At 72.9% G+C, this 17,784-nt stretch carries 19 protein-coding genes; 9 read left to right on the top strand and 10 right to left on the bottom strand.

Features of this window, described 5'->3' with window-relative positions:
- Positions 1-734 (top strand): HNH endonuclease (locus K8U61_RS20540; RefSeq protein WP_224124930.1); only part of this gene is annotated, 734 nt, incomplete at its 5' end.
- 113 nt (positions 735-847) lie between these two features.
- Here the strand turns inward: K8U61_RS20540 and K8U61_RS20535 are convergent.
- Positions 848-1,411, bottom strand: a complete 564-nt coding sequence (locus K8U61_RS20535) for a VldE C-terminal domain-containing protein (RefSeq protein ID WP_224124929.1) — start codon at positions 1,409-1,411, stop codon at positions 848-850.
- Positions 1,412-1,428: 17 nt separating this feature from the next.
- The gene (locus K8U61_RS20530) at positions 1,429-2,022 is read right to left on the bottom strand and encodes a hypothetical protein (RefSeq protein ID WP_224124928.1); all 594 of its coding nucleotides are present in this window, start codon (positions 2,020-2,022) and stop codon (positions 1,429-1,431) included.
- Between the two features lie 22 nt (positions 2,023-2,044).
- Here K8U61_RS20530 and K8U61_RS20525 point away from each other — a divergent pair, with 22 nt between their 5' ends.
- Positions 2,045-2,650 (top strand): class I SAM-dependent methyltransferase, encoded by a 606-nt coding sequence (locus tag K8U61_RS20525; RefSeq protein ID WP_224124927.1) that lies wholly within the window; start codon positions 2,045-2,047, stop codon positions 2,648-2,650.
- Here K8U61_RS20525 and K8U61_RS20520 read toward each other — a convergent pair.
- Positions 2,614-3,093 (bottom strand): GNAT family N-acetyltransferase, encoded by a 480-nt coding sequence (locus K8U61_RS20520; protein WP_224124926.1) that lies wholly within the window; start codon positions 3,091-3,093, stop codon positions 2,614-2,616. The genes K8U61_RS20525 and K8U61_RS20520 overlap by 37 nt on opposite strands.
- Positions 3,094-3,103: 10 nt before the next feature.
- A complete protein-coding gene (locus tag K8U61_RS20515; protein ID WP_224124925.1) occupies positions 3,104-3,526 on the bottom strand; it encodes a zinc-ribbon domain-containing protein in 423 nt (140 codons plus the stop codon).
- A gap of 73 nt (positions 3,527-3,599) precedes the next feature.
- Here K8U61_RS20515 and serC point away from each other — a divergent pair, with 73 nt between their 5' ends.
- From serC to K8U61_RS20485, 6 genes are all read left to right on the top strand, one after another.
- Positions 3,600-4,721 (top strand): phosphoserine transaminase, encoded by a 1,122-nt coding sequence (gene serC, locus K8U61_RS20510; protein WP_224124924.1) that lies wholly within the window; start codon positions 3,600-3,602, stop codon positions 4,719-4,721.
- Between the two features lie 15 nt (positions 4,722-4,736).
- Positions 4,737-5,189, top strand: a complete 453-nt coding sequence (locus K8U61_RS20505) for a lecithin retinol acyltransferase family protein (RefSeq protein ID WP_224124923.1) — start codon at positions 4,737-4,739, stop codon at positions 5,187-5,189.
- A gap of 30 nt (positions 5,190-5,219) precedes the next feature.
- Positions 5,220-5,894, top strand: a complete 675-nt coding sequence (locus K8U61_RS20500) for a Type 1 glutamine amidotransferase-like domain-containing protein (RefSeq protein WP_224124922.1) — start codon at positions 5,220-5,222, stop codon at positions 5,892-5,894.
- A gap of 110 nt (positions 5,895-6,004) precedes the next feature.
- The gene (locus tag K8U61_RS20495; protein WP_224124921.1) at positions 6,005-7,087 is read left to right on the top strand and encodes a hypothetical protein; all 1,083 of its coding nucleotides are present in this window, start codon (positions 6,005-6,007) and stop codon (positions 7,085-7,087) included.
- Between the two features lie 106 nt (positions 7,088-7,193).
- Complete coding sequence (locus K8U61_RS20490) at positions 7,194-7,697, top strand: pyridoxamine 5'-phosphate oxidase family protein (protein WP_224124920.1); 504 nt, start codon at positions 7,194-7,196, stop codon at positions 7,695-7,697.
- A 118-nt stretch (positions 7,698-7,815) separates the two neighbouring features.
- Positions 7,816-8,637, top strand: a complete 822-nt coding sequence (locus K8U61_RS20485) for a VOC family protein (protein ID WP_224124919.1) — start codon at positions 7,816-7,818, stop codon at positions 8,635-8,637.
- Here the strand turns inward: K8U61_RS20485 and K8U61_RS20480 are convergent.
- The 6 genes from K8U61_RS20480 to K8U61_RS20455 form a co-directional block, all read right to left on the bottom strand.
- Positions 8,634-9,134: a macro domain-containing protein gene (locus K8U61_RS20480; protein WP_224124931.1), complete on the bottom strand. Its 501-nt coding sequence runs from the start codon at positions 9,132-9,134 to the stop codon at positions 8,634-8,636. The genes K8U61_RS20485 and K8U61_RS20480 overlap by 4 nt on opposite strands.
- On the bottom strand, positions 9,131-10,135 hold the full coding sequence (locus tag K8U61_RS20475; RefSeq protein WP_224124918.1) for a DNA topoisomerase IB: 1,005 nt from the start codon (positions 10,133-10,135) through the stop codon (positions 9,131-9,133). The genes K8U61_RS20480 and K8U61_RS20475 overlap by 4 nt, the downstream gene beginning before the upstream one ends.
- Positions 10,119-11,111 carry a hypothetical protein gene (locus tag K8U61_RS20470; protein ID WP_224124917.1) on the bottom strand — a complete coding sequence of 331 codons (993 nt, stop codon included), beginning with the start codon at positions 11,109-11,111 and terminating at the stop codon, positions 10,119-10,121. Before K8U61_RS20470 ends, K8U61_RS20475 begins: the two co-directional genes overlap by 17 nt.
- On the bottom strand, positions 11,111-12,313 hold the full coding sequence (locus K8U61_RS20465) for a class I SAM-dependent methyltransferase (protein ID WP_224124916.1): 1,203 nt from the start codon (positions 12,311-12,313) through the stop codon (positions 11,111-11,113). Before K8U61_RS20465 ends, K8U61_RS20470 begins: the two co-directional genes overlap by 1 nt.
- Before the next feature lie 79 nt (positions 12,314-12,392).
- Positions 12,393-15,080: an FAD-binding and (Fe-S)-binding domain-containing protein gene (locus K8U61_RS20460; RefSeq protein ID WP_224124915.1), complete on the bottom strand. Its 2,688-nt coding sequence runs from the start codon at positions 15,078-15,080 to the stop codon at positions 12,393-12,395.
- A gap of 1 nt (position 15,081) precedes the next feature.
- Positions 15,082-16,341, bottom strand: a complete 1,260-nt coding sequence (locus tag K8U61_RS20455; protein WP_224124914.1) for a hydroxyacid-oxoacid transhydrogenase — start codon at positions 16,339-16,341, stop codon at positions 15,082-15,084.
- A 60-nt stretch (positions 16,342-16,401) separates the two neighbouring features.
- On the opposite strand from K8U61_RS20455, the gene K8U61_RS20450 reads away from it, so the two are divergent.
- Complete coding sequence (locus K8U61_RS20450; protein ID WP_224124913.1) at positions 16,402-17,595, top strand: glycoside hydrolase family 5 protein; 1,194 nt, start codon at positions 16,402-16,404, stop codon at positions 17,593-17,595.
- The last annotated feature ends 189 nt before the right edge of the window (positions 17,596-17,784 follow it).

Here is a 17,784-nt window from a genome sequence, read left to right as displayed (position 1 = left end):
ACGCCCACGAGGCCGAGATCCTCGAACGCCAAGAACAAGCCGCCGCCCGGTCGATGTACCTCAAGGTCTGGGACGACGGCGACGGCTCCACCTATGGGTCGTTCAAGATGCCCCACCTCGGCGGCGCCGCGTTGCGGAAGATCCTCGCCGCGGTCATGGCCGCCAAGCACCAGAACGCCACCAAAGGCGCCGGCAACGGCCACCTCGCCGCCAGCAGCACGGGTCCCGAGGCTCAGGGGCAGGCGTTCTACGAGCTCCTGATGCGGTTCCCGAAGAACAAGCTCCCCAAGCTCGGCGGCCTCAACGCCACCCTCCTCGTCACCATCAGCGAAGACTCCCTGATGGGACGGCTCGAGCAGGCCGGGACCATCCTCGACACCGGCGACCGCATCTCACCCGCGTTGGCCCGGCAGCTGGCGTGTGAAGCGGGGATCCTGCCCGTCGTGATGAACGGCAAGTCCGAGGTCCTCGATCTCGGCCGCGAACAACGGCTCCACTCCCAGGCCCAACGGATCGCGATCACCCTGCGCCAGCACGGCCAGTGCGCGACCGAGGGGTGCGACCGGACGACCGGCCTGCACGCCCACCACATCCGGGAATGGGCCAAGGGTGGCCGCACCGACCTCGCCAACGCCATCGGACTGTGCCACTGGCACCACATGCGTGCCCACGACAGCGCGTACGGCTTGAGCCGCGGCCCGACAGGGTCGGTCGCCTTCCACCGGCGCGAGTAGGCCGGCACCCGCACACGCTCACACCCTTCCCCGGACGCCGACTCCCGGCCCACCGGGTTTCGAGGCTCGTCGCTGACGCTCCTCGCACCTCAACCAGCGGGGAGCAGCACGGGCTAGAGGCGGCCGTCGAACCAGCTGGTGCGGCCGCGGGCGCCGGGCAGGTCGAGGGAGACGTGGAGGTGGTCGCGGTGGCGGAGGGTCTGCGAGCACTTCTTGCGGCTCTTGCAGGCGGAGTTGAGGTAGCGCTCGGGCCGGAAGCCGTTCCAGGCGGAGTAGATCTCGTCGTCCCAGATCACGTACATCACGCCCATCCGGCGGGCGACGGCGTCGGTGTTGCCGTGCCAGTCGGTGGCGAAGAGCAGCTTCATCAGGTCCTTGACCCGGCGGCGGTCGGCGCGCCGGTTCACGTCGTTGCCCCAGTCGAAGGCCTGGCCCGTCTGGTGCTCGGAGGTGGGGCCGTCCTTCTTGGTGCAGGCCCGACCCTCGCTCACGATGCCGCCGCCGAACCGCCGGGTCACCCAGCGCGCCAGGTAGACGGTGCCGGCGCGAGGCTTCGGGTGGCACTTCGTCGGCGCGGCGTACGACGCGTAGTCCTCGATCGGGGCGGGAGCCGCCTGGACCGGGGCACAGATGCCGCAGCCGAGGAGCACGAGCAGGGTCAGGATCGCGAGACGCACGATCGACAACGATAGGTCTAGACCAGTCCGCGCGTGGTGAGTTCGAGATATCTCCGGCCGCGGGGCGAGACCTCGTAGCCGACCTCGAAGCTGCGGGTCAGGCCGAGGTTCTTCAGCTTGCGCACGTCGATCTTGAAGGGGTCGCGCGCGCGGCCCATCTCGGCCGCGAGGTCCGGCGCCCGGGTGTGCGGTCGGCGCCGGATCACGTCGAGGGTGGCCATCGTCCACGGTCCGTGGCTGCTCGCCCGGTCCAGCCGCTCGAGCCGCGCGTCGATCGCGGCGACGTCCTCGGGGGTGAGGTCGGCCGACTCCCGCAGCGCGACCCGGGGGTCCGGCCCGGCCCACCCGAGGGTGACCCGGTACGTCGTCGGCACGCCGTCGACCTTGGCCAGCTGGCGCCGCAGCCGCTCGGCGTCGGGCCATCCCGCGGCGACCGCGTCCGCGTCCGTGATCGCCCGCTCGTCGACGACCTCGACAGCCTCGACCCGCACGACTCCCGCGACGGTCCGGAACTCCGAGCCCACCTTCACGTCCGGCTCCCGCCAGCGCCGGAAGGCCAGCGTCACCGATCCGTCGGCGACGCCGTGGGCGACCTTCGGCGGCAGCAGCACGGGGCCAGCCTAGGGTCGGGACATGGACAACGCGCCGGACAGCTCAGGGTGGGACGCCGAGGCGGCGTCGTTCGACGCGGAGCCCGACCACGGGCTGCACAGCCCGCGGGTGCGGGAGGCGTGGCGGACCCTGCTGACCTCGCTGCTGCCGCCGGCCCCGGCGCGGGTCGCCGACCTCGGCTGCGGCACGGGGTCGCTGTCGCTGCTGCTCGCCGAGGACGGGTACGCCGTGGACGGCCTCGACTTCGCACCCGAGATGGTGCGCCGCGCCCAGGCGAAGGCCGGCACCTTCCCCGACACCTCCTTCCGGGTCGGCGACGCCGCCGACCCCGATCTGCCGCGCGGCTCCTTCGACGTCGCGCTGTGCCGCCACGTGCTGTGGGCGCTGCCCGATCCCGGCACCGTGCTCGAGCGGTGGGTGGAGCTCCTCGCGCCCGACGGCCGGCTGGTGCTGGTCGAGGGCAGCTGGTCGACCGGCGCCGGGCTCACCGCGGCGCAGACGATCACGCTGGTCGAGAGCGCCGGGCTCGAGGCGCGGCTGCGGCCGCTGCCCGACGCCGAGCTCTGGGGCAAGCGGATCTCCGACGAGCGCTACGCCGTCGTCGGGCGGCGCACGCGCTTGGCGTAGCAGCGCGAGAGCGGCGCGTCCCTGTAGAAGCCGAAGGCGGGGATCGGCTGGTAGCCGCTGGACTCGTAGAGCCCGATCGCCTCGGGCTGCGCGAGGCCGGTCTCGAGCACGACCACGTCGGCGCCCGACTCCGCAGCGGCGTCCTCGAGGTGGGCGAGCATCACCCGGGCCGCGCCCCGGCCGCGGGCCGCCGGCGCGACGTACATGCGCTTGACCTCGACCGCGGTGGTGCCGCCGAGGGCGAGGACGTCGGTACGCCGCCACGCGCCGGTCGCGACCGTCCGCCGCCCCTCCAGGTAGCCGACGTAGAAGCTGCCCGCGGGCGGCTCGAACATCAGCGGGTCGAGCGGGGTCTCGTCGGGGCCGCCGTAGCGCAGGACGTACTCCTGCTGGACCTCGTCGATCAGCCGCAGCGCGTCGGGGTGGCCGTAGCCGACCCGCACGATCCGCAGGTCAGTGGAGCGCGGCCCCGCAGGAGTCGCAGAACTTGGCGTCGGAGTCGTTGCGGACGCCGCACTTGCTGCAGAAGGGTCCGGCCGTGCGCCCGACGCCGAGGATTCCCTCACCGTCCGAAAGATACGTGGCCGAGTCCTTCACCACGGGCATGGTCTCGCCGGCGCCGTAGCGGGCGGCGGCGCCGAGGAAGCCCCACTGGAGGAGCATCAGGCCGACGCCGATGACGAGCAGGCCACCGAGGAAGCAGACGATCTGGAAGCCATCCGGCTCGTCGCTCCCGAAGACCGACGTGATGCCGTAGACGAAGGTGATGACGCCGACGACCAGGACCACGGCACCGAGCACGCGGAACGCGGTGCGGTACTGCGCCTGACGGGCGAAGCCGGGGACGGGAACGGGAGCGTTCGGGGTCGTGGGCATCGTGGACTCCTCCGTGGGTCGGTGCCTCGGCGGTGCGAGAATGGGCACCGCTTACCCATCCCGGAAGGCTTTCATGACCGACGCGCTCGAGATCCCTCGCGACCTCCTCCCCGCCGACGGCCGCTTCGGCGCCGGACCGTCGAAGATCCAGGTCTCCCACCTGGAGTCGCTGGCGGCCACGGGCGCCTCGCTGATGGGGACCTCGCACCGCCAGGCGCCGGTGCGCGCCCTGGTCGGGCGCGTCCGGTCGGGCCTCGCCGACCTCTTCTCGCTGCCCGACGGCTACGAGGTGGTGATCGGCAACGGCGGCGCGACCGCCTTCTGGGACATCGCGACGTACGGCCTGATCGCGGAGCGCTCGCAGCACCTCACCTTCGGGGAGTTCTCCTCGAAGTTCGCCAAGGCCGCCAGCGCGGCGCCGTGGCTGGCCGAGCCGTCGGTGATCGCGTCCGAGCCGGGCTCGCGTCCGGTGGCGGTGGCCGAGGAGGGCGTCGACGTCTACGCCTGGGCGCAGAACGAGACGTCGACGGCGGTGATGGCCCCCGTGGTGCGTCCCCCGGGCGCGACGGCCGACCAGCTGGTGCTCATCGACGCCACGTCGGGTGCGGGCGGCCTGCCGGTCGACGTCCGGGAGAGCGACGTCTACTACTTCGCGCCGCAGAAGTGCTTCGCCTCCGACGGGGGGCTCTGGATCGCCGTCTTCTCCCCCGCCGCGCTCGAGCGCGCCGCCACGATCGCGGCGTCCGGCCGGCACGTCCCGGCGTTCTTCGACCTGCCGACCGCGATCGACAACTCGCTGAAGAACCAGACCTACAACACCCCCGCCGTGGCCACGCTCTACCTGATGGCCGAGCAGCTCGACTGGATGAACAGCTCCGGCGGGCTGGCCGCGATGGTCGAGCGCACCACCGCCTCCTCGGACGCGCTCTACACGTGGGCGGAGAAGTCGCCGTACGCCTTCCCGTACGTCGCGGACCCCGACCACCGCTCGCTGGTGATCGGCACCATCGACTTCGAGGAGGGCATCGACGCCGACGCGATCGCGGCCGCGCTGCGCGCCAACGGGATCGTCGACACCGAGCCCTACCGCAAGCTCGGGCGCAACCAGCTGCGGATCGCGATGTACCCCGCCGTCGACCCCGCCGACGTCGAGGCACTGACCCACTGCATCGACTGGGTCGTCGAGCGTCTCTGACCGTATTCTTGGGGCATGCCCCGCGGTGACCACGTCTACGTGCGGCGTCGTCACTACAGCCACCACGGGATCGACTGCGGTGACGGCACCGTCATCCACTTCGCGCGCGTCCGGCGCGCCTTCCGCGAGGTGGAGCGCCGGGTCGAGCGGACCTCGCTGGAGGGCTTCGCGCGGGGTCGTCGGGTGCGGGTGAGGACCTACCGCACCCGCCTCCCGATCGAGCAGATCATCCGCAACGCCGAGTCCAAGCTCGGGGCCCGCGGCTACAGCCTGGTTCGCAACAACTGCGAGCACCTCGCGACCTGGGCGACGACCGGCTCGCCGTCGAGCGGCCAGGTACGCCGCTGGGCCGTCTTCGCCCCCGGCGCCCTGGCCTCGGCGAGCATCGTCGACGGCGGCCTGCACGTCCTGCTGGTCACGCTGGGCATGGCGCTCCTCGCCGTGGTCCGGCTCCCGCGGGTGCGATGAGTCGCTGAGCGCGGCCGGGTCGGTAGGCACATGAAGCTGCTGCTGACCTCCGGCGGGGTCCGGAACGCCTCGATCCACGCCGCCCTGACCGGCCTGCTCCCGCGGCCGATCGAGGAGTGCACCGCACTGGCCATCGTCTCGGCGCAGTACGGCCACCCGATGTGCTCACCCGAGTCGGCGTGGCGGTTCGTCAGCGGGGACTCCTCGGCGCCGATGACCGGACTCGGCTGGAGGTCCGTGGGGCTCCTCGAGCTGACCGCGCTGCCCACGATCGACCGTGAGCGCTGGGAGCCGTGGGTGCGGGAAGCGGACGTCCTGCTGGTCGACGGCGGCGACGCGACGTACCTCGCCCACTGGCTGCGGACGTCCGGCCTCGCCGACCTGCTCCCGTCGCTGACGGACACGGTGTGGGTGGGCGTGAGCGCCGGCAGCATGGTGATGACGCCGCGGATCGGCGCCGACTTCGTCGAGTGGGCCGGCGCAGCCGACGACCGGACCCTGGGCGTCGTGGACTTCTCGATCTACCCCCACCTCGGCGTCTTCCCCTCGAACACGCTCGCGCACGCCGAGCGGTGGCTCGCCGGGGTCGGCGGTCCGGCGTACGTCCTCGACGACGACTCCGCGATCACGGTCACCGGCGGCCGGGTCGAGGTCGTGTCGGAGGGCGAGTGGCACCTCCTCCGGCCCCAGCCGCCCCTCGCGTGAGGCGAGTCACTTCACCCAGGTGAATCGTCCCCGACGGCGTGGGTACGTCGGGGCGACGCCGTCTCTCGGGACCTCTTGCGGCGCGCAACTAGTTGAGGGGGAACCCGAGAGTGAAGATCATCGCGGCCTTTGCCGTGCCCGTGCTGGCGGTCGGACTGGGGGCGGTGGTCGCATCGCCGGCGAGCGCCCACACGCCCGAGTTCAGCGCGAGCTGCGACGGCGTCCATGTCGGCGCCACGGCGTACGACGCGGGCATGACCAACCGCTGGTCCGTGACCATCGACGGCGTCACCCAGACCGGGACGTTCGGGGCGTCGTTCTCCGAGGACTTCGACGTCCCGCAGGACGGCTCGACGACCACGTGGTCGGCCTACGTCGAGGCGCAGGACGGCAGCTACCACGGCGAGGACTCCGGCATCGTCGGTCCGTGCGGCACCCCGGCGGACGTGTGCAGCGACCTGCCGGGCGCGCAGCCGCCGGGCACCGCGTGCACCCCGCCACCGGACGTCGTGCGGGACGACTCCTCGTCGCTCGCGGGCTGCAAGGTCGCCTTCGGTGGCACGTCGTACGGCGCGGGGGCGCTGACCTACGACACCGAGTACACCGACACCTACGTCTTCGACGCGGCCACCAACGCGTGGAACCTCGTCACCGACACCACGCCCACGATCGCGAACGTCGTCTTCACGCCGTGGACCGTCGCGCAGCAGGTCGCCCACGACTGCGTCGACCGGTCGACGCGGCCGGGCACCAAGGTCACCCGACACCGGTCGTCGCACGTGGTGTGCGCCGACAACGAGATCGTGACGACCACGGTGACCACGCGGACGCCGTACACCTACGACGCCGCGACCAACACGTGGGTCCCGGGCAAGCCGGTCAAGCACACGACCACGACGACGAAGCCGGCCCGCCCGGGCCAGTGCACCGGGGTGTCCGCGACCCACGAGGTCAGCACCGGCGCCAGCAGCACGTCCGGCTCGCTCGCCGGATCGGCGGTCACGTCGGCCGGCTCGGCGCTGCCGACGGCCGTCGACGCGGGCCTCGCCGGCGTCACCCCGGTCTCGTCCGCGACCGCCGGCGCGTCCGCGACCGCGGGCGTCTCGACGCAGGACGGCCGGGTGCCGGCGCTCCTGCTGGTGATGACCGGGCTGGCCGTCGCGGCCGGCGCGTTCCGGCTCCGCCGCAGCTGATCCGCCGCTCCCTCCACGACTGCCGGCCGGACCCCACGGGTCCGGCCGGCAGTCGCCATCTCGACGCCGGCGATGAGTGTCCGCCCCGGCCGCGGTCCACCCCTGCATGACCACCGGACAGATCGACGAACGCTTCGGCCACCCCACGGCGACGGCCCCCTCCTGGTCGGCCGTCGAGTCGCTCCTCGACGCCGCCGAGCTCTACTGGCTGACCACCGTGCGCGCCGACGGCCGACCGCACGTCACGCCTCTGGTCGGCGTCTGGGCCGACGGCCGCTTCGCCTTCTGCACCGGCGCCGGCGAGCAGAAGCACGTCAACCTCCAGCACTCCCCGCTCGTCGCCGTCACCACCGGCACCAACGGCTGGCGCTCCGGCACCGACGTCGTCGTCGAGGGTGTCGCCGAGCGGGTCACCGGCCGCGAGCGGCTGCTGCCCCTCGCCGCCGCCTGGGAGAGCAAGTACGGCGAGGACTGGGCCTGGGACGCCGACGACGACGGCTTCACCGACGGCGACGGCAGCCGGCCGTGGGTGTACGTCGTGCCGCCCACCAAGGTGATCGTCTTCGGCAAGGACCCGCACGCGCAGACGACGTACCGCCCGGCGCGCTGACGCTTACCCTGGGGCGCGTGCCGCTCCACGTCGTCGTACCTGACGCACTGGTCGCCGCACCGGCCGATCCGGAGCCATTTCGTCAGGTACGAGAGGCGAGAGGGGTGCGGGCGCCCGCATGACCGACCCCTGGTGGCAGGTCGTGGTCGCCGTGCTGGCCGGACTCCTGCTCGTCTGGCTGGCGTCGCTGGTCGCCCTGGCGGTCGCCGCGCGACGCGGGCCGGACCGGATCGCCATGAGCGACCTGCTGCGGCTGCTGCCCGACGTCGTGCGCCTGGTCGGCCGCCTCGCCGGAGATCGTTCGCTGCCGCGCGGCGTACGGTGGCGACTCTGGCTGCTGCTGGGCTACCTGGTGCTGCCGGTCGACCTGGTGCCGGACTTCCTGCCGGTGATCGGGTACGCCGACGACGCGATCGTGATCGCCCTGGTGCTGCGGTCGGTCGTCCGCGTCGCCGGTCCGGGGGCCCTCGACCGGCACTGGCCCGGCAGCCCGGCCGGGCTGGCCGCGGTGCGGCGACTCGTGGGGCACGATGGCGGCGTGACCGAGTTCCCGCAGCTGCTCCACACCGCGATCGACACCACGGACGTCCGCGGGCTCGCGGAGTTCTACCGCGAGCTGCTCGGGCTGCGGTACCGCCCCGGCGACGAGACGCCCGAGGAGGGCGAGGACTGGCTGGTGCTCACCGACCAGGACGGGCACCGCGTGCTCGCCTTCCAGCTGGTGCCGGAGCTGGCGCCGACGACGTGGCCGACGCACGAGGTACCGATGCAGCTGCACGTCGACTTCACCGTCACCAGCCGCGAGTCACTCGAGGAGACCCGGCGCCGGGCGGAGGCGCTGGGGGCGACGATCCTGCTCGACCGCACCGACGAGGAGGGTGAGCCGCTCTACGTCTTCGGCGACCCGTCGGGCCACCCCTTCTGCGTGTTCGTCGCCTAGGGCACGAGGGCCGCGCGCACCACGTCGTACGCCGTCGCGTCGTAGGCGACGATCCGGGCCTCGTCGACCGAGGTCGACGCGGAGCGGAAGACCTCGAGCGGCGCGGCGATCGCGTCCTCGAGCGGCCAGCCGTAGACGCCGGCGGAGACCAGCGGGAAGGCGACGGTGCGGGCGCCGAGCGAGTCGGCGACCTCCAGGGCGCGGGAGTAGCAGGACAGCAGCAGCGAGCGGTCGGTCTCGCCGGCGTGCCGGTTGGGCCCGACCACGTGGATCACCCACTGTGCGGGGAGGTCGCCGGCGGTCGTCCAGCCGGCGTCGCCGGTGGCGAGACCGGAGGGGAAGCGACGGACGCAGTCCTCCAGGATCGCGAGACCACCGGCACGGTGGATGGCGCCGTCGACGCCACCGCCGCCGCGCATCGCCCGGTTGGCGGCGTTGACGACCGCGTCGACCTGCTGCTCGGTGATGTCCCCGAGCACGGCGGTGATCTCCATCAGGACTCCTTGATCAGGCGCAGCGTCGCGCGCTCCAGCGCGGCCTGCCGCTCGTCCACCGTGTCATAGGTCCGCGCGGTCGCGCGCCTGATCGTGCGGCCCTGCTCGTAGGCGTCGACCACCCGCGGGTCGACGTACGACGAGCGCGCCAGCGTCGGGGTGTTGCCGAGGAAGGACGCGACCTCCTTCATCGCGCCCGCCACGGCCCGCTTGCGCGACGCCTTCGTCTCCCCCGGCTCGGGGGTCTCGGCGAGCGCCGCGGCCGCGAGCACGGTGGCGTGCCAGGTGCGGAAGTCCTTGGCCGTCGCCTCCATGCCGGTCGACTCGCGCACGTAGGAGTTGACCAGGTCGGGCAGGACGGAGCGCCACGACCGGCCCTCCTTGTAGGCGAGCAGCCGGAGGTCCTCGCCACGGCGCCTGCGCATCACGTCGAGCGCGGCCATCACGACCTCGTCGTCGATCTCGATCCGGTGCTCCACCCCGGACTTTCCGACGAACGTGAAGATCAGGTGGTCCTGGCGGCGGCGCACGTGACGCCGCTCGAGCGTGGTCAACCCGAACGAGCCGTGCTCGTCGGCGTAGACGTCGTTGCCGATCCGGAAGTACCCGAGGTCGAGGAGGCGTACGGCGACCGCGCACGCGCGCTCGAGCGGCATGCCCTCCCGGCCGAGGTCGAGGACGACCAGCTCACGGGCGCGGGTCAGCGCCTTGCCGAAGATCAGCATCCGGTCGAACTTCTCCGCGTCCCGCCGGGTCCGCCAGTCCGGGTGGTAGAGGTACTGCCGCCGTCCGGCGTCGTCGGTGCCGACGGCCTGCAGGTGCCCGTGGGGGTACGGGGTGACCCAGACGTCCGTCCACGCGGGCGGGATCACCAGGTCGCGCACGCGCTGCGCATCCTCCTCGGGGAGCCGGTCGCCGTGCTCGTCGAGGTAGACGAACCCGCGGCCCGACCGGCGCCGGGTCCAGCCCGGCTGGTCGGGTGAGGTCCTACGGAGTCGAGCCACGGCGGAGCAGTAGCCACCCCGCCAGCGCCACAAACGCGACCCCGCCGGCACCCGCCGCGACCGCCCACCACGGGACGGCCACGCCCGCCGACGACGACGAGGCCGACGAGCTCTCCGCCGGCTCCGGTGTCGGCGTCGGCGTCGGGGTGGCAGACGGCGTCGAAGCCGGAGGCGCGATCGCCCGCTGGATCCGTCGCGGCAGGGTCATCGACAGCACCTTGCTGTGCAGGCCCTCGCTGCTCAGGTAGAGGGTGTCGTCGGGTCCGACGGTGATCCCCTCCCCCTGCCGCTGCGCGGGCAGGTCGAAGGTGCCGACCACCTCGTGCCCCGGGTAGGTGTAGACGGTGGCGGTGCCGTAGCCGCGGACCACGTAGTGCCGCCCGTCCGGGAAGAAGGCCCCGTCGGTCGCGAACGCGAACGCCGCCACGTCCGGCACCCGCCGCAGCCGGTTGGGGTGGTCGGCGGAGAGCTGCCGCGGCGCGACGTACAGGCCGGCGCCGAAGATCTGCTTGGAGACGACGTAGAGCCGCCCGGACGGGGCGACGAGGAGGGTCTCGGCATCGCGCGGACCACCGGGATAGGTGAGGTCGTACGTCGTCGGCGTCACCGTGCGGTCGCCGCGCCCGACCGGGACCTCGAAGACCTGCACCGACGAGCGCGTGCCGGTGTTGTCGCCGATGTCGCCGATCCACACCCGGCCGTCCCCCGCGGGCGCGACCGCCTCGACGTCCGTGGCGTCGCCCCACGAGGTCACGCCGACCGTGCGGCCCGAGCGGTCGACGGCGAAGACCCGACCGGTGTCCCCGGAGTCGTTGATGGTGAGGAAGAGCCCGTCCTGGAGCACGAGGCCGCTCGACTCGACGATCGCCTGGTCCTGGAAGGAGAAGACCACCGCCGACGGCGCGGCGGCCGGCGCCGAGGCCGCGCCGGCCAGGAAGCCGAGAGCCGCGGCCGCGCCCAGCAGGCGGTCGAGCATCAGGCGCCGAGGAGCTCGGCGAGCTTCGGGTGGATGCCCCAGGTCGTCACGAGCTCGTCGTACTCCTTGCGCACCGACCCACCCCGGACGGGCGCGCCGGTGCGGGTGGCGCGGAGCATGGTGTTGCGCGGCGTGTGCTGGCTCTCGACGAACTGCACGACGTCGACCTTGTAGCCCTGCTGGCGCATCAGCGACGCCCGCAGCGCATCGGTCAGGGTGTCGGCCAGGCGCTCGCGGAGGATCCCGTGGCGGGTGAGCATGGCGTACGGCGCGGGCGTCGGTGCCCTGCGGAGCTGGGCGGCGATGTCGTGGTGGCAGCACGGCGCGGCGAGCACGAGCCGCGCGCCCCAGCCGGCGGCCTGCGCGAGCGCCTCGTCGGTGGCGGTGTCACAGGCGTGCAGCGCGAGCACCACCTCCGGCGCGGGGTCGAGGGCGACCCCGCCGATGGTGCCGACCACGAACTCCGCGTCGACGCCGAGCCGGGAGGCGACCGCGCTGTTGTGCTCGCGCGACTGCTCCTTCACGTCCACGCCGGTGAGCCGCACCGGCAGGCCGCGCACACCGGCGAGGTAGCGCTGGGCCGCGAAGGTCAGGTAGGCGTTGCCGCAGCCGAGGTCGACGATCCGCAGCGGGTCCGCGGCGGTCGGCCGGCGCAGCCGGCCCTTGTCGATGGCCTCGGTGATCGACGAGTCGAGCAGCCGGAGGAACTCCTCGACCTGGCGGTACTTCGCCTGGCGGCTCGGCTTCAGGCGCCCGTCCGCGTCGGAGATGCCGAGCTCGACGAAGACCGGGTCGCCCTCCGGGAGCAGGCGTTCCTTGTCGCGGTCGTGGCTGCGCTCGGCCGCGACCGGCTCGGCGCGCTCGGTCGTGTGCACGACCGCCTCGAGCTTCTTGGTGACGCGGAGCTGGTGGGACTGGGTGACGGTGTCGACGTTCCAGTTGGCGAACGGCTCGTCGAGCAGCGCGTCGACCGCATCCCGCGCGTCGTCGCCGACGTGGTTGGCGGTGAACGCCTGGGTCGCGTCGTACGTCGTGACCTGGAGGTGCCGGCCGGCCTTGAGGTCGACGTAGCGCAGCTCGGCGCGGCGCCACCGCGACTGCTCGCCCTTCTGCTTGCCGGACGCGACCGCCTTGACCAGCACCTCGGGGTCGAGGATCAGCCCGCGGAGACGGTTGAGCTCGCGGAGAAGAGGCTCGGCCATCAGACCACCGCGGCGATGACGACGATGATGAGCAGGGCCGCCAGCGCGATCGGGATGACGAGGCGGCGGTGACGCGGATTCACTTCTCGATCTTAGAAGCGAACAGTTCGGCGAGGTGCATCGTGGGCTGCTGCGCGAGGTCGTCGAGCTGGACCCGGCAGGACATGCCGTCGGCCAGCACGACCGCGTCCGGCTGGGACCGGACGGCGGGCAGCAGGTGGGTCTCCGCGACGGCGACCGACACCTCGTAGTGGCCCTGCTCCATGCCGAAGTTGCCGGCGAGCCCGCAGCAGCCCGCGACCTGCGTCACGGTCGCGCCGGCCCCCTCCAGCAGCCGCTTGTCGGCGGCCCAGCCGAGGATCGACGCGTGGTGGCAGTGCGGCTGCGCGACGACCTCCACACCGGAGAGGTCGGGCAGCGGCAGGTCGAGCCGCTCGACCAGCTCGGCGAAGGTCAGCACGTCCAGCGTCGTCCCGGTCATCTCGACCGCGTCGCTGCGCAGGGTCGCCAGGCAGGACGGCTCGAGGCCGACGACCGGCACGCCGGAGGCGACGTACGGCGCGAGCGTGCGGACGGTCCGCTCGAGGATCGCCTTCGCCTTGTCGAGCTGGCCGGTGGTGATCCAGGTGAGTCCGCAGCAGGCGTCGTCGTTGATCACCCGGGCGGTGACGCCGACCGAGGCCAGCCACTCGATCGCTGCCAGGCCGTTGCCGGGGAAGAAGTGGTCGCTGAAGGAGTCGGCCCAGATCCAGACGTCCGGGACGACGTCGGGCACGCCCCGGGATCCGTAGAGCGTCCGGCGGAGCGTCCGCGGCGCGAAGGCCGGGATCGACCTCCGCTGGTCGATGCCGGCCGTGGCGCGCGCCATCCGCTGCACCGGCTTGAGCCGCATCATCCGGTTGGCCAGGGGCGCGACCGGCGCGGCCATCGCGGCCCACCTCGGCAGCTGGCCGAGCAGGAAGTGGCTGCGCGGGCGCCGCTCGCCGAGCACGTCGTGCTTCTGGTGCAGCGCCTCGGCCTTGTAGGTCGCCATGTCCACGCCGGTCGGGCAGTCCGACGCGCAGCCCTTGCAGGCCAGGCAGAGGTCGAGGGCCTGGTCGACGGCCGGGTCGGCGAATCCCTTCACGAGGGTGCCGTCGACGGCCTCCTGGAGCACGCGCGAGCGACCCCGAGTGGAGTCCTTCTCGTCGCGGGTGGCGAGGTAGGAGGGGCACATCACGCCGGCGGTCCGCGGCGCGACGCACTTGCCGACGCCGGTGCAGCGGTGCACCTGGTCCGCGAGGGCCAGCGGCGCCCGCGGGCGGGTGGGCCGCAGGTCGGCGTCGAGGGGCGCGGGGTCGACGATGTTGCCGGGGTTGAGCAGGTTGTCGGGGTCGCAGATCGCCTTGACCGCACCGAAGAGCCGCAGCGACTCCTCGTCGTACATCGTCGCCAGGAGCTCGGAGCGGGCCCGGCCGTCGCCGTGCTCGCCCGAGAGCGAGCCGCCGTGGTCGCGCAGCTTGTTCGCGGCCGCGGTGAGGAAGTCGCGGAAGACCTGTGCCCCGTCGGCCTCCGCGAAGGGGAAGTCGATCCGGACGTGCACGCAGCCGTCGCCGAAGTGGCCGTAGGGCACGCCGTCGAGGTCGTACGCCTTCAGGAGCTCGTCGAAGTCGCGCAGCCAGGCGCCGAGCCGCTCGGGCGGGACCGCGGCGTCCTCCCAGCCGGAGTAGGCCGGCCGGAACAGGCTCTTGGCCGCGAGGCCGGCCCCGTCCTCGCGGATCCGCCACAGCGCGGCGGCCTCGCGGGCGTCCTCGACCAGGCGGTGCTCGAGCGCGCCGGACGCAGCGATCACGGCGGCGGTCTCGGCCGCCGGCACCTCGGCGAAGAGCCAGCCGGCCCCCCGCGGCAGCGCGGGCGCGCCCGGGACGAGGTCGACGATCCGGGAGTCGAGGCCCTCGCACGCCGTCATCGACGGGGCGACGGCCAGCAGCGCCGGGACCGCGTCGGCCGCCTCGGCCATCGAGGGGTAGCCCAGCACCACGAGGTGGCGGTCGGGGTCGTCCTCGACGAGCCGCACGGTCGCCGACCGGACCACCGCGAGGGTGCCCTCCGAGCCGACCAGGAAGCGCTCGACGCTGCGGCCGTTCTCCGGCAGCAGGTGCTCCAGCGAGTAGCCGCTGACCTGGCGGGTGAAGCGGCCGAACGACGTCCGGACGTGAGCGAGGTGCTGGTCGACCAGGGTGCCGAGCCGCGCCTCGACATCGGTCGCACCGGGGCCGTACGCCGCGTCCAGCGCGACGACGTTGTCGGCGGTGCGGCCGTAGCCGAGCGCCCGCGACCCGCAGGCGTTGTTGCCGATCATCCCGCCGATCGTGCAGCGGGTGTGGGTCGAGGGGTCCGGCCCGAAGCGCAGCCCGTACGGCGCGGCCGCGCGCTGGAGGTCGGCGTGCACGACCCCCGGCTGGACCACGGCGGTGCGCGACTCGGCATCGATCGAGACGACCTCGTTGAGGTGCTTGAGGGTGTCGACCACGATGCCCGTGCCGACGGCGTTGCCGGCGATCGAGGTGCCCGCCCCGCGCATGGTCACGGGCGTGCGCGCCTCGGCGGAGACGTCGAGGATCGCCTCCAGCTCGTCGGGGTGCCGCGGCCGCACCACCACCTGCGGCACCACGCGGTAGAGCGAGGCGTCGGAGGAGTAGAGCGCCCGCGCCAGGGTCGAGTCGTCGACGTCGGTGACCCCTCGGCGGCGCAGGGCGGCGACCAGGTCCGGGGTCTCGAGCGTCACGTCACCAGTGTTCCATCGAGCGACGGAAGACCGATGCCAGGTCCTCCTCCGTGGGACTGACCGGCGCGGTGGCGAGCAGCCGCTGCTGCTGGACGGCGCCGGCGACCAGGTCGTCGACGTCGGCCTCGGCGTACCCGACCTCGGCGAGGCCGTTGGGGATCCCGATGTCGCGCATCAGCCGGGTCAGGACGCCCGGCAGGACGTCGGGACCGTCGCCTGCGGCGCTCGGGTCGAGCAGCCGCGCGGCACGCAGGTGCCGCTCGGGCACAGCGTCGAAGGTGAAGCGGAAGGCCTCGGGCGCGGTCAGGGCGACCGCCATCCCGTGCGGGACGATCGGCTCGTCGGGGTAGCCCGCCGGCCGGTAGTCCCGGACCCGCCCGGCGATCGGGTAGGCGTTGGCGTGCGGGATGTGCACGCCTGCGTTGCCGAAGCCGAGGCCGGCGAAGGTGGCGGCCATGGCCATCTGCTCGCGCGCCTGCTCGTCCTCCCCGTCGTGCACGGCCCTCCGGAAGGCGCCGGCGAGCAGGTCCATCGCCCGCTCGGACCACAGGTCCGAGATCGGGTTGGCGCCGCAGTAGGGCACCCGCTGCTCGGGCTGCTTGGCATCGAACTCGGCGTACCAGCGCGCGGTGTAGCTCTCGAGTGCGTGGCAGAGGATATCCATCCCCGCGGCCGCCGTGACCATCGCCGGCTGGGTGGCGGTCAGCGCGGGGTCGACGACGGCCAGGGTCGGTCGCAGGGCCGGGTGGCTGATCCCGGTCTTCACGTGCAGCGACAGCACGTCGAGCACGCAGATCGTGGTGCTCTCCGCGCCCGTGCCGGTGGTCGTGGGGACCGCCACGAGGGGCAGCAGCCGCTCGGTCGGCGCGAGCGCCTTCCCGACCGGCGCGTTGACGTAGTCCATGAGCTCGCCCGGGTTGGTGGTGAGCAGGTTGACCGCCTTCGCGGTGTCGATCGACGAGCCGCCGCCGACGGCGACGACCGCGTCGAAGGGACCGGCGTCGCGGGCGAAGGCGATCGCGTGTGCCAGTGACTCGTCGGTCGGCTCGACGTGGGCCTCGTCGTACGTCGTGACCTCGAGCCCGTGCCCGACCAGCCGCTCGGCGATCCGCGCCGGGTGCCCGGTGGCGGCGACGCCCGGGTCGGTGACCAGCAGCACCCGGCGCGCCCCGAGCTGGCGGAGGTCGTGCCCGATCTCGCCGGAGGACCCGGTGCCGAACTTCAGCGCAGGTGCGGCGTACGTGAAGACCGTCTCGCTCATCCGGTCACCCTAGTCACCGGGGCGCCCCTATCATTCTCGCGGAGTGAGGGGGCTTCTTCGATGCGGTACGCGCGCTGGATCGCGCTGGCGGTGGCGATCGCGCTGCTGGTCGGTGGTGGGGCGATCTATGCCACCCGCGACCAGGACGCCGTGGCGACGGCCGGGCTCGAGAGTGCCGGTGCACCCCAGCCCTACGTCGACGGCAACCGCCTCCTCGACGCCCGCACCGGAGGTCCGTTCGTGCCTCGCGGCGTCAACTGGAGCAGCTTCGAGTACGCCTGCGCGCAGGGCTGGGGCATGTCGTCCCTCGACACCATGGGCGGCCAGGACCAGTACGACCACGAGGCCCGCGCCATCGCCTCCTGGGGCGTCAACACGGTCCGCCTCCCGCTCAACCAGGACTGCTGGCTCGGCACCCGGGGCGCCCCGGTCAGCGACCAGTTCGAGGAGCGGACCCCCGAGGACTACCGCGGCGACGTGGCCGCGTTCGTCGGCGCGCTCAACCGGCAGGGCATCGTCGTCGTGCTCGACCTGCACAGCCGCAAGCGGGCCATGGAGCCGGAGTTCGGCAACGTCGCGATGCCCGACTCCCAGTCGCTGACCTTCTGGCGCTCGGTCGCCGGGCAGTACGCCGGCAACCGGTCGGTCATGTTCGACGCGTTCAGCGAGCCCTACTCCCGCTACAACGCCGTCGACAAGCTCGTCTTCGACCTGACCTGGAAGTGCTGGCGCGACGGCGGCTGCCAGGCCCCCGTCGAGGACGACGCGACCGCGACCTCGGGCCGCACCACCTACACCGTCCAGGGGATGGCCGCGGTCGTCCGCCAGATCCGGGACGCCGGCGCGGAGCAGCCGATCCTGCTCGGCGGGCTCGACTACGCCAACGACCTGAGCCACTGGCTCGACTTCGCGCCCGACGACGACCAGCTGGTCGCGTCGGTCCACGCCTACGACTTCAAGACGTGCCTGCAGTCGTGCTGGGACTCCGTGCTCGCCCCGCTCACCGACCGGGTGCCGGTGATCACCGGCGAGCTGGGCGCCGAGGACCCGACCAGCGACAGCGGCAAGGCCTTCCTCCGGGACTACCTCTCCTGGGCCGACGACCACGGCGTCGGGTCGCTCTTCTGGGTCTGGGCCGACCACCCCAACGACCCCATGGCCCTGGTCCGGTCCGAGGACGGCACCCCCACGGCGTACGGCGCCCTCGTCCGTCGCTACCTCCGAGGCGCGTCAACCCCTCCTGACCCTTCCTGACCTGCGGCAACAGCACATCTGGACCACAGGTTGGACCGGCACTCGTTTGTTACCGGCTTGTGGGTCCATTGTTGACGCCCCGATGAATCGCCCTGGATAGCCTGATCAGGATCCAGGGGGGATTCTCGGGGATTTCTCGGGTGAAGTCGTACCGGGAATGGACGTCGGCAGAGCCGACAGGGGGACAGA

Origin of the sequence: Nocardioides mangrovi (assembly GCF_020073815.1) — a bacterium.
Taxonomy (GTDB): Bacteria; Actinomycetota; Actinomycetes; order Propionibacteriales; family Nocardioidaceae; genus Nocardioides; species Nocardioides mangrovi.
Note: the sequence above shows the minus strand (reverse complement) of the source record. Positions and strands in the feature narration are given on the sequence as shown.

Coding starts and splice junctions, on each gene's coding strand:
- K8U61_RS20525 (WP_224124927.1), top strand. CDS start 2,045: ATGGACAACGCGCCGGACAGCTCAGGGTGGGACGCCGAGGCGGCGTCG.
- K8U61_RS20490 (WP_224124920.1), top strand. CDS start 7,194: ATGACCACCGGACAGATCGACGAACGCTTCGGCCACCCCACGGCGACG.
- K8U61_RS20485 (WP_224124919.1), top strand. CDS start 7,816: ATGACCGACCCCTGGTGGCAGGTCGTGGTCGCCGTGCTGGCCGGACTC.
- K8U61_RS20450 (WP_224124913.1), top strand. CDS start 16,402: ATGCGGTACGCGCGCTGGATCGCGCTGGCGGTGGCGATCGCGCTGCTG.
- K8U61_RS20500 (WP_224124922.1), top strand. CDS start 5,220: ATGAAGCTGCTGCTGACCTCCGGCGGGGTCCGGAACGCCTCGATCCAC.
- K8U61_RS20465 (WP_224124916.1), bottom strand. CDS start 12,313: ATGGCCGAGCCTCTTCTCCGCGAGCTCAACCGTCTCCGCGGGCTGATC.
- K8U61_RS20505 (WP_224124923.1), top strand. CDS start 4,737: ATGCCCCGCGGTGACCACGTCTACGTGCGGCGTCGTCACTACAGCCAC.
- K8U61_RS20470 (WP_224124917.1), bottom strand. CDS start 11,111: ATGCTCGACCGCCTGCTGGGCGCGGCCGCGGCTCTCGGCTTCCTGGCC.
- K8U61_RS20455 (WP_224124914.1), bottom strand. CDS start 16,341: ATGAGCGAGACGGTCTTCACGTACGCCGCACCTGCGCTGAAGTTCGGC.
- serC (WP_224124924.1), top strand. CDS start 3,600: ATGACCGACGCGCTCGAGATCCCTCGCGACCTCCTCCCCGCCGACGGC.
- K8U61_RS20515 (WP_224124925.1), bottom strand. CDS start 3,526: ATGCCCACGACCCCGAACGCTCCCGTTCCCGTCCCCGGCTTCGCCCGT.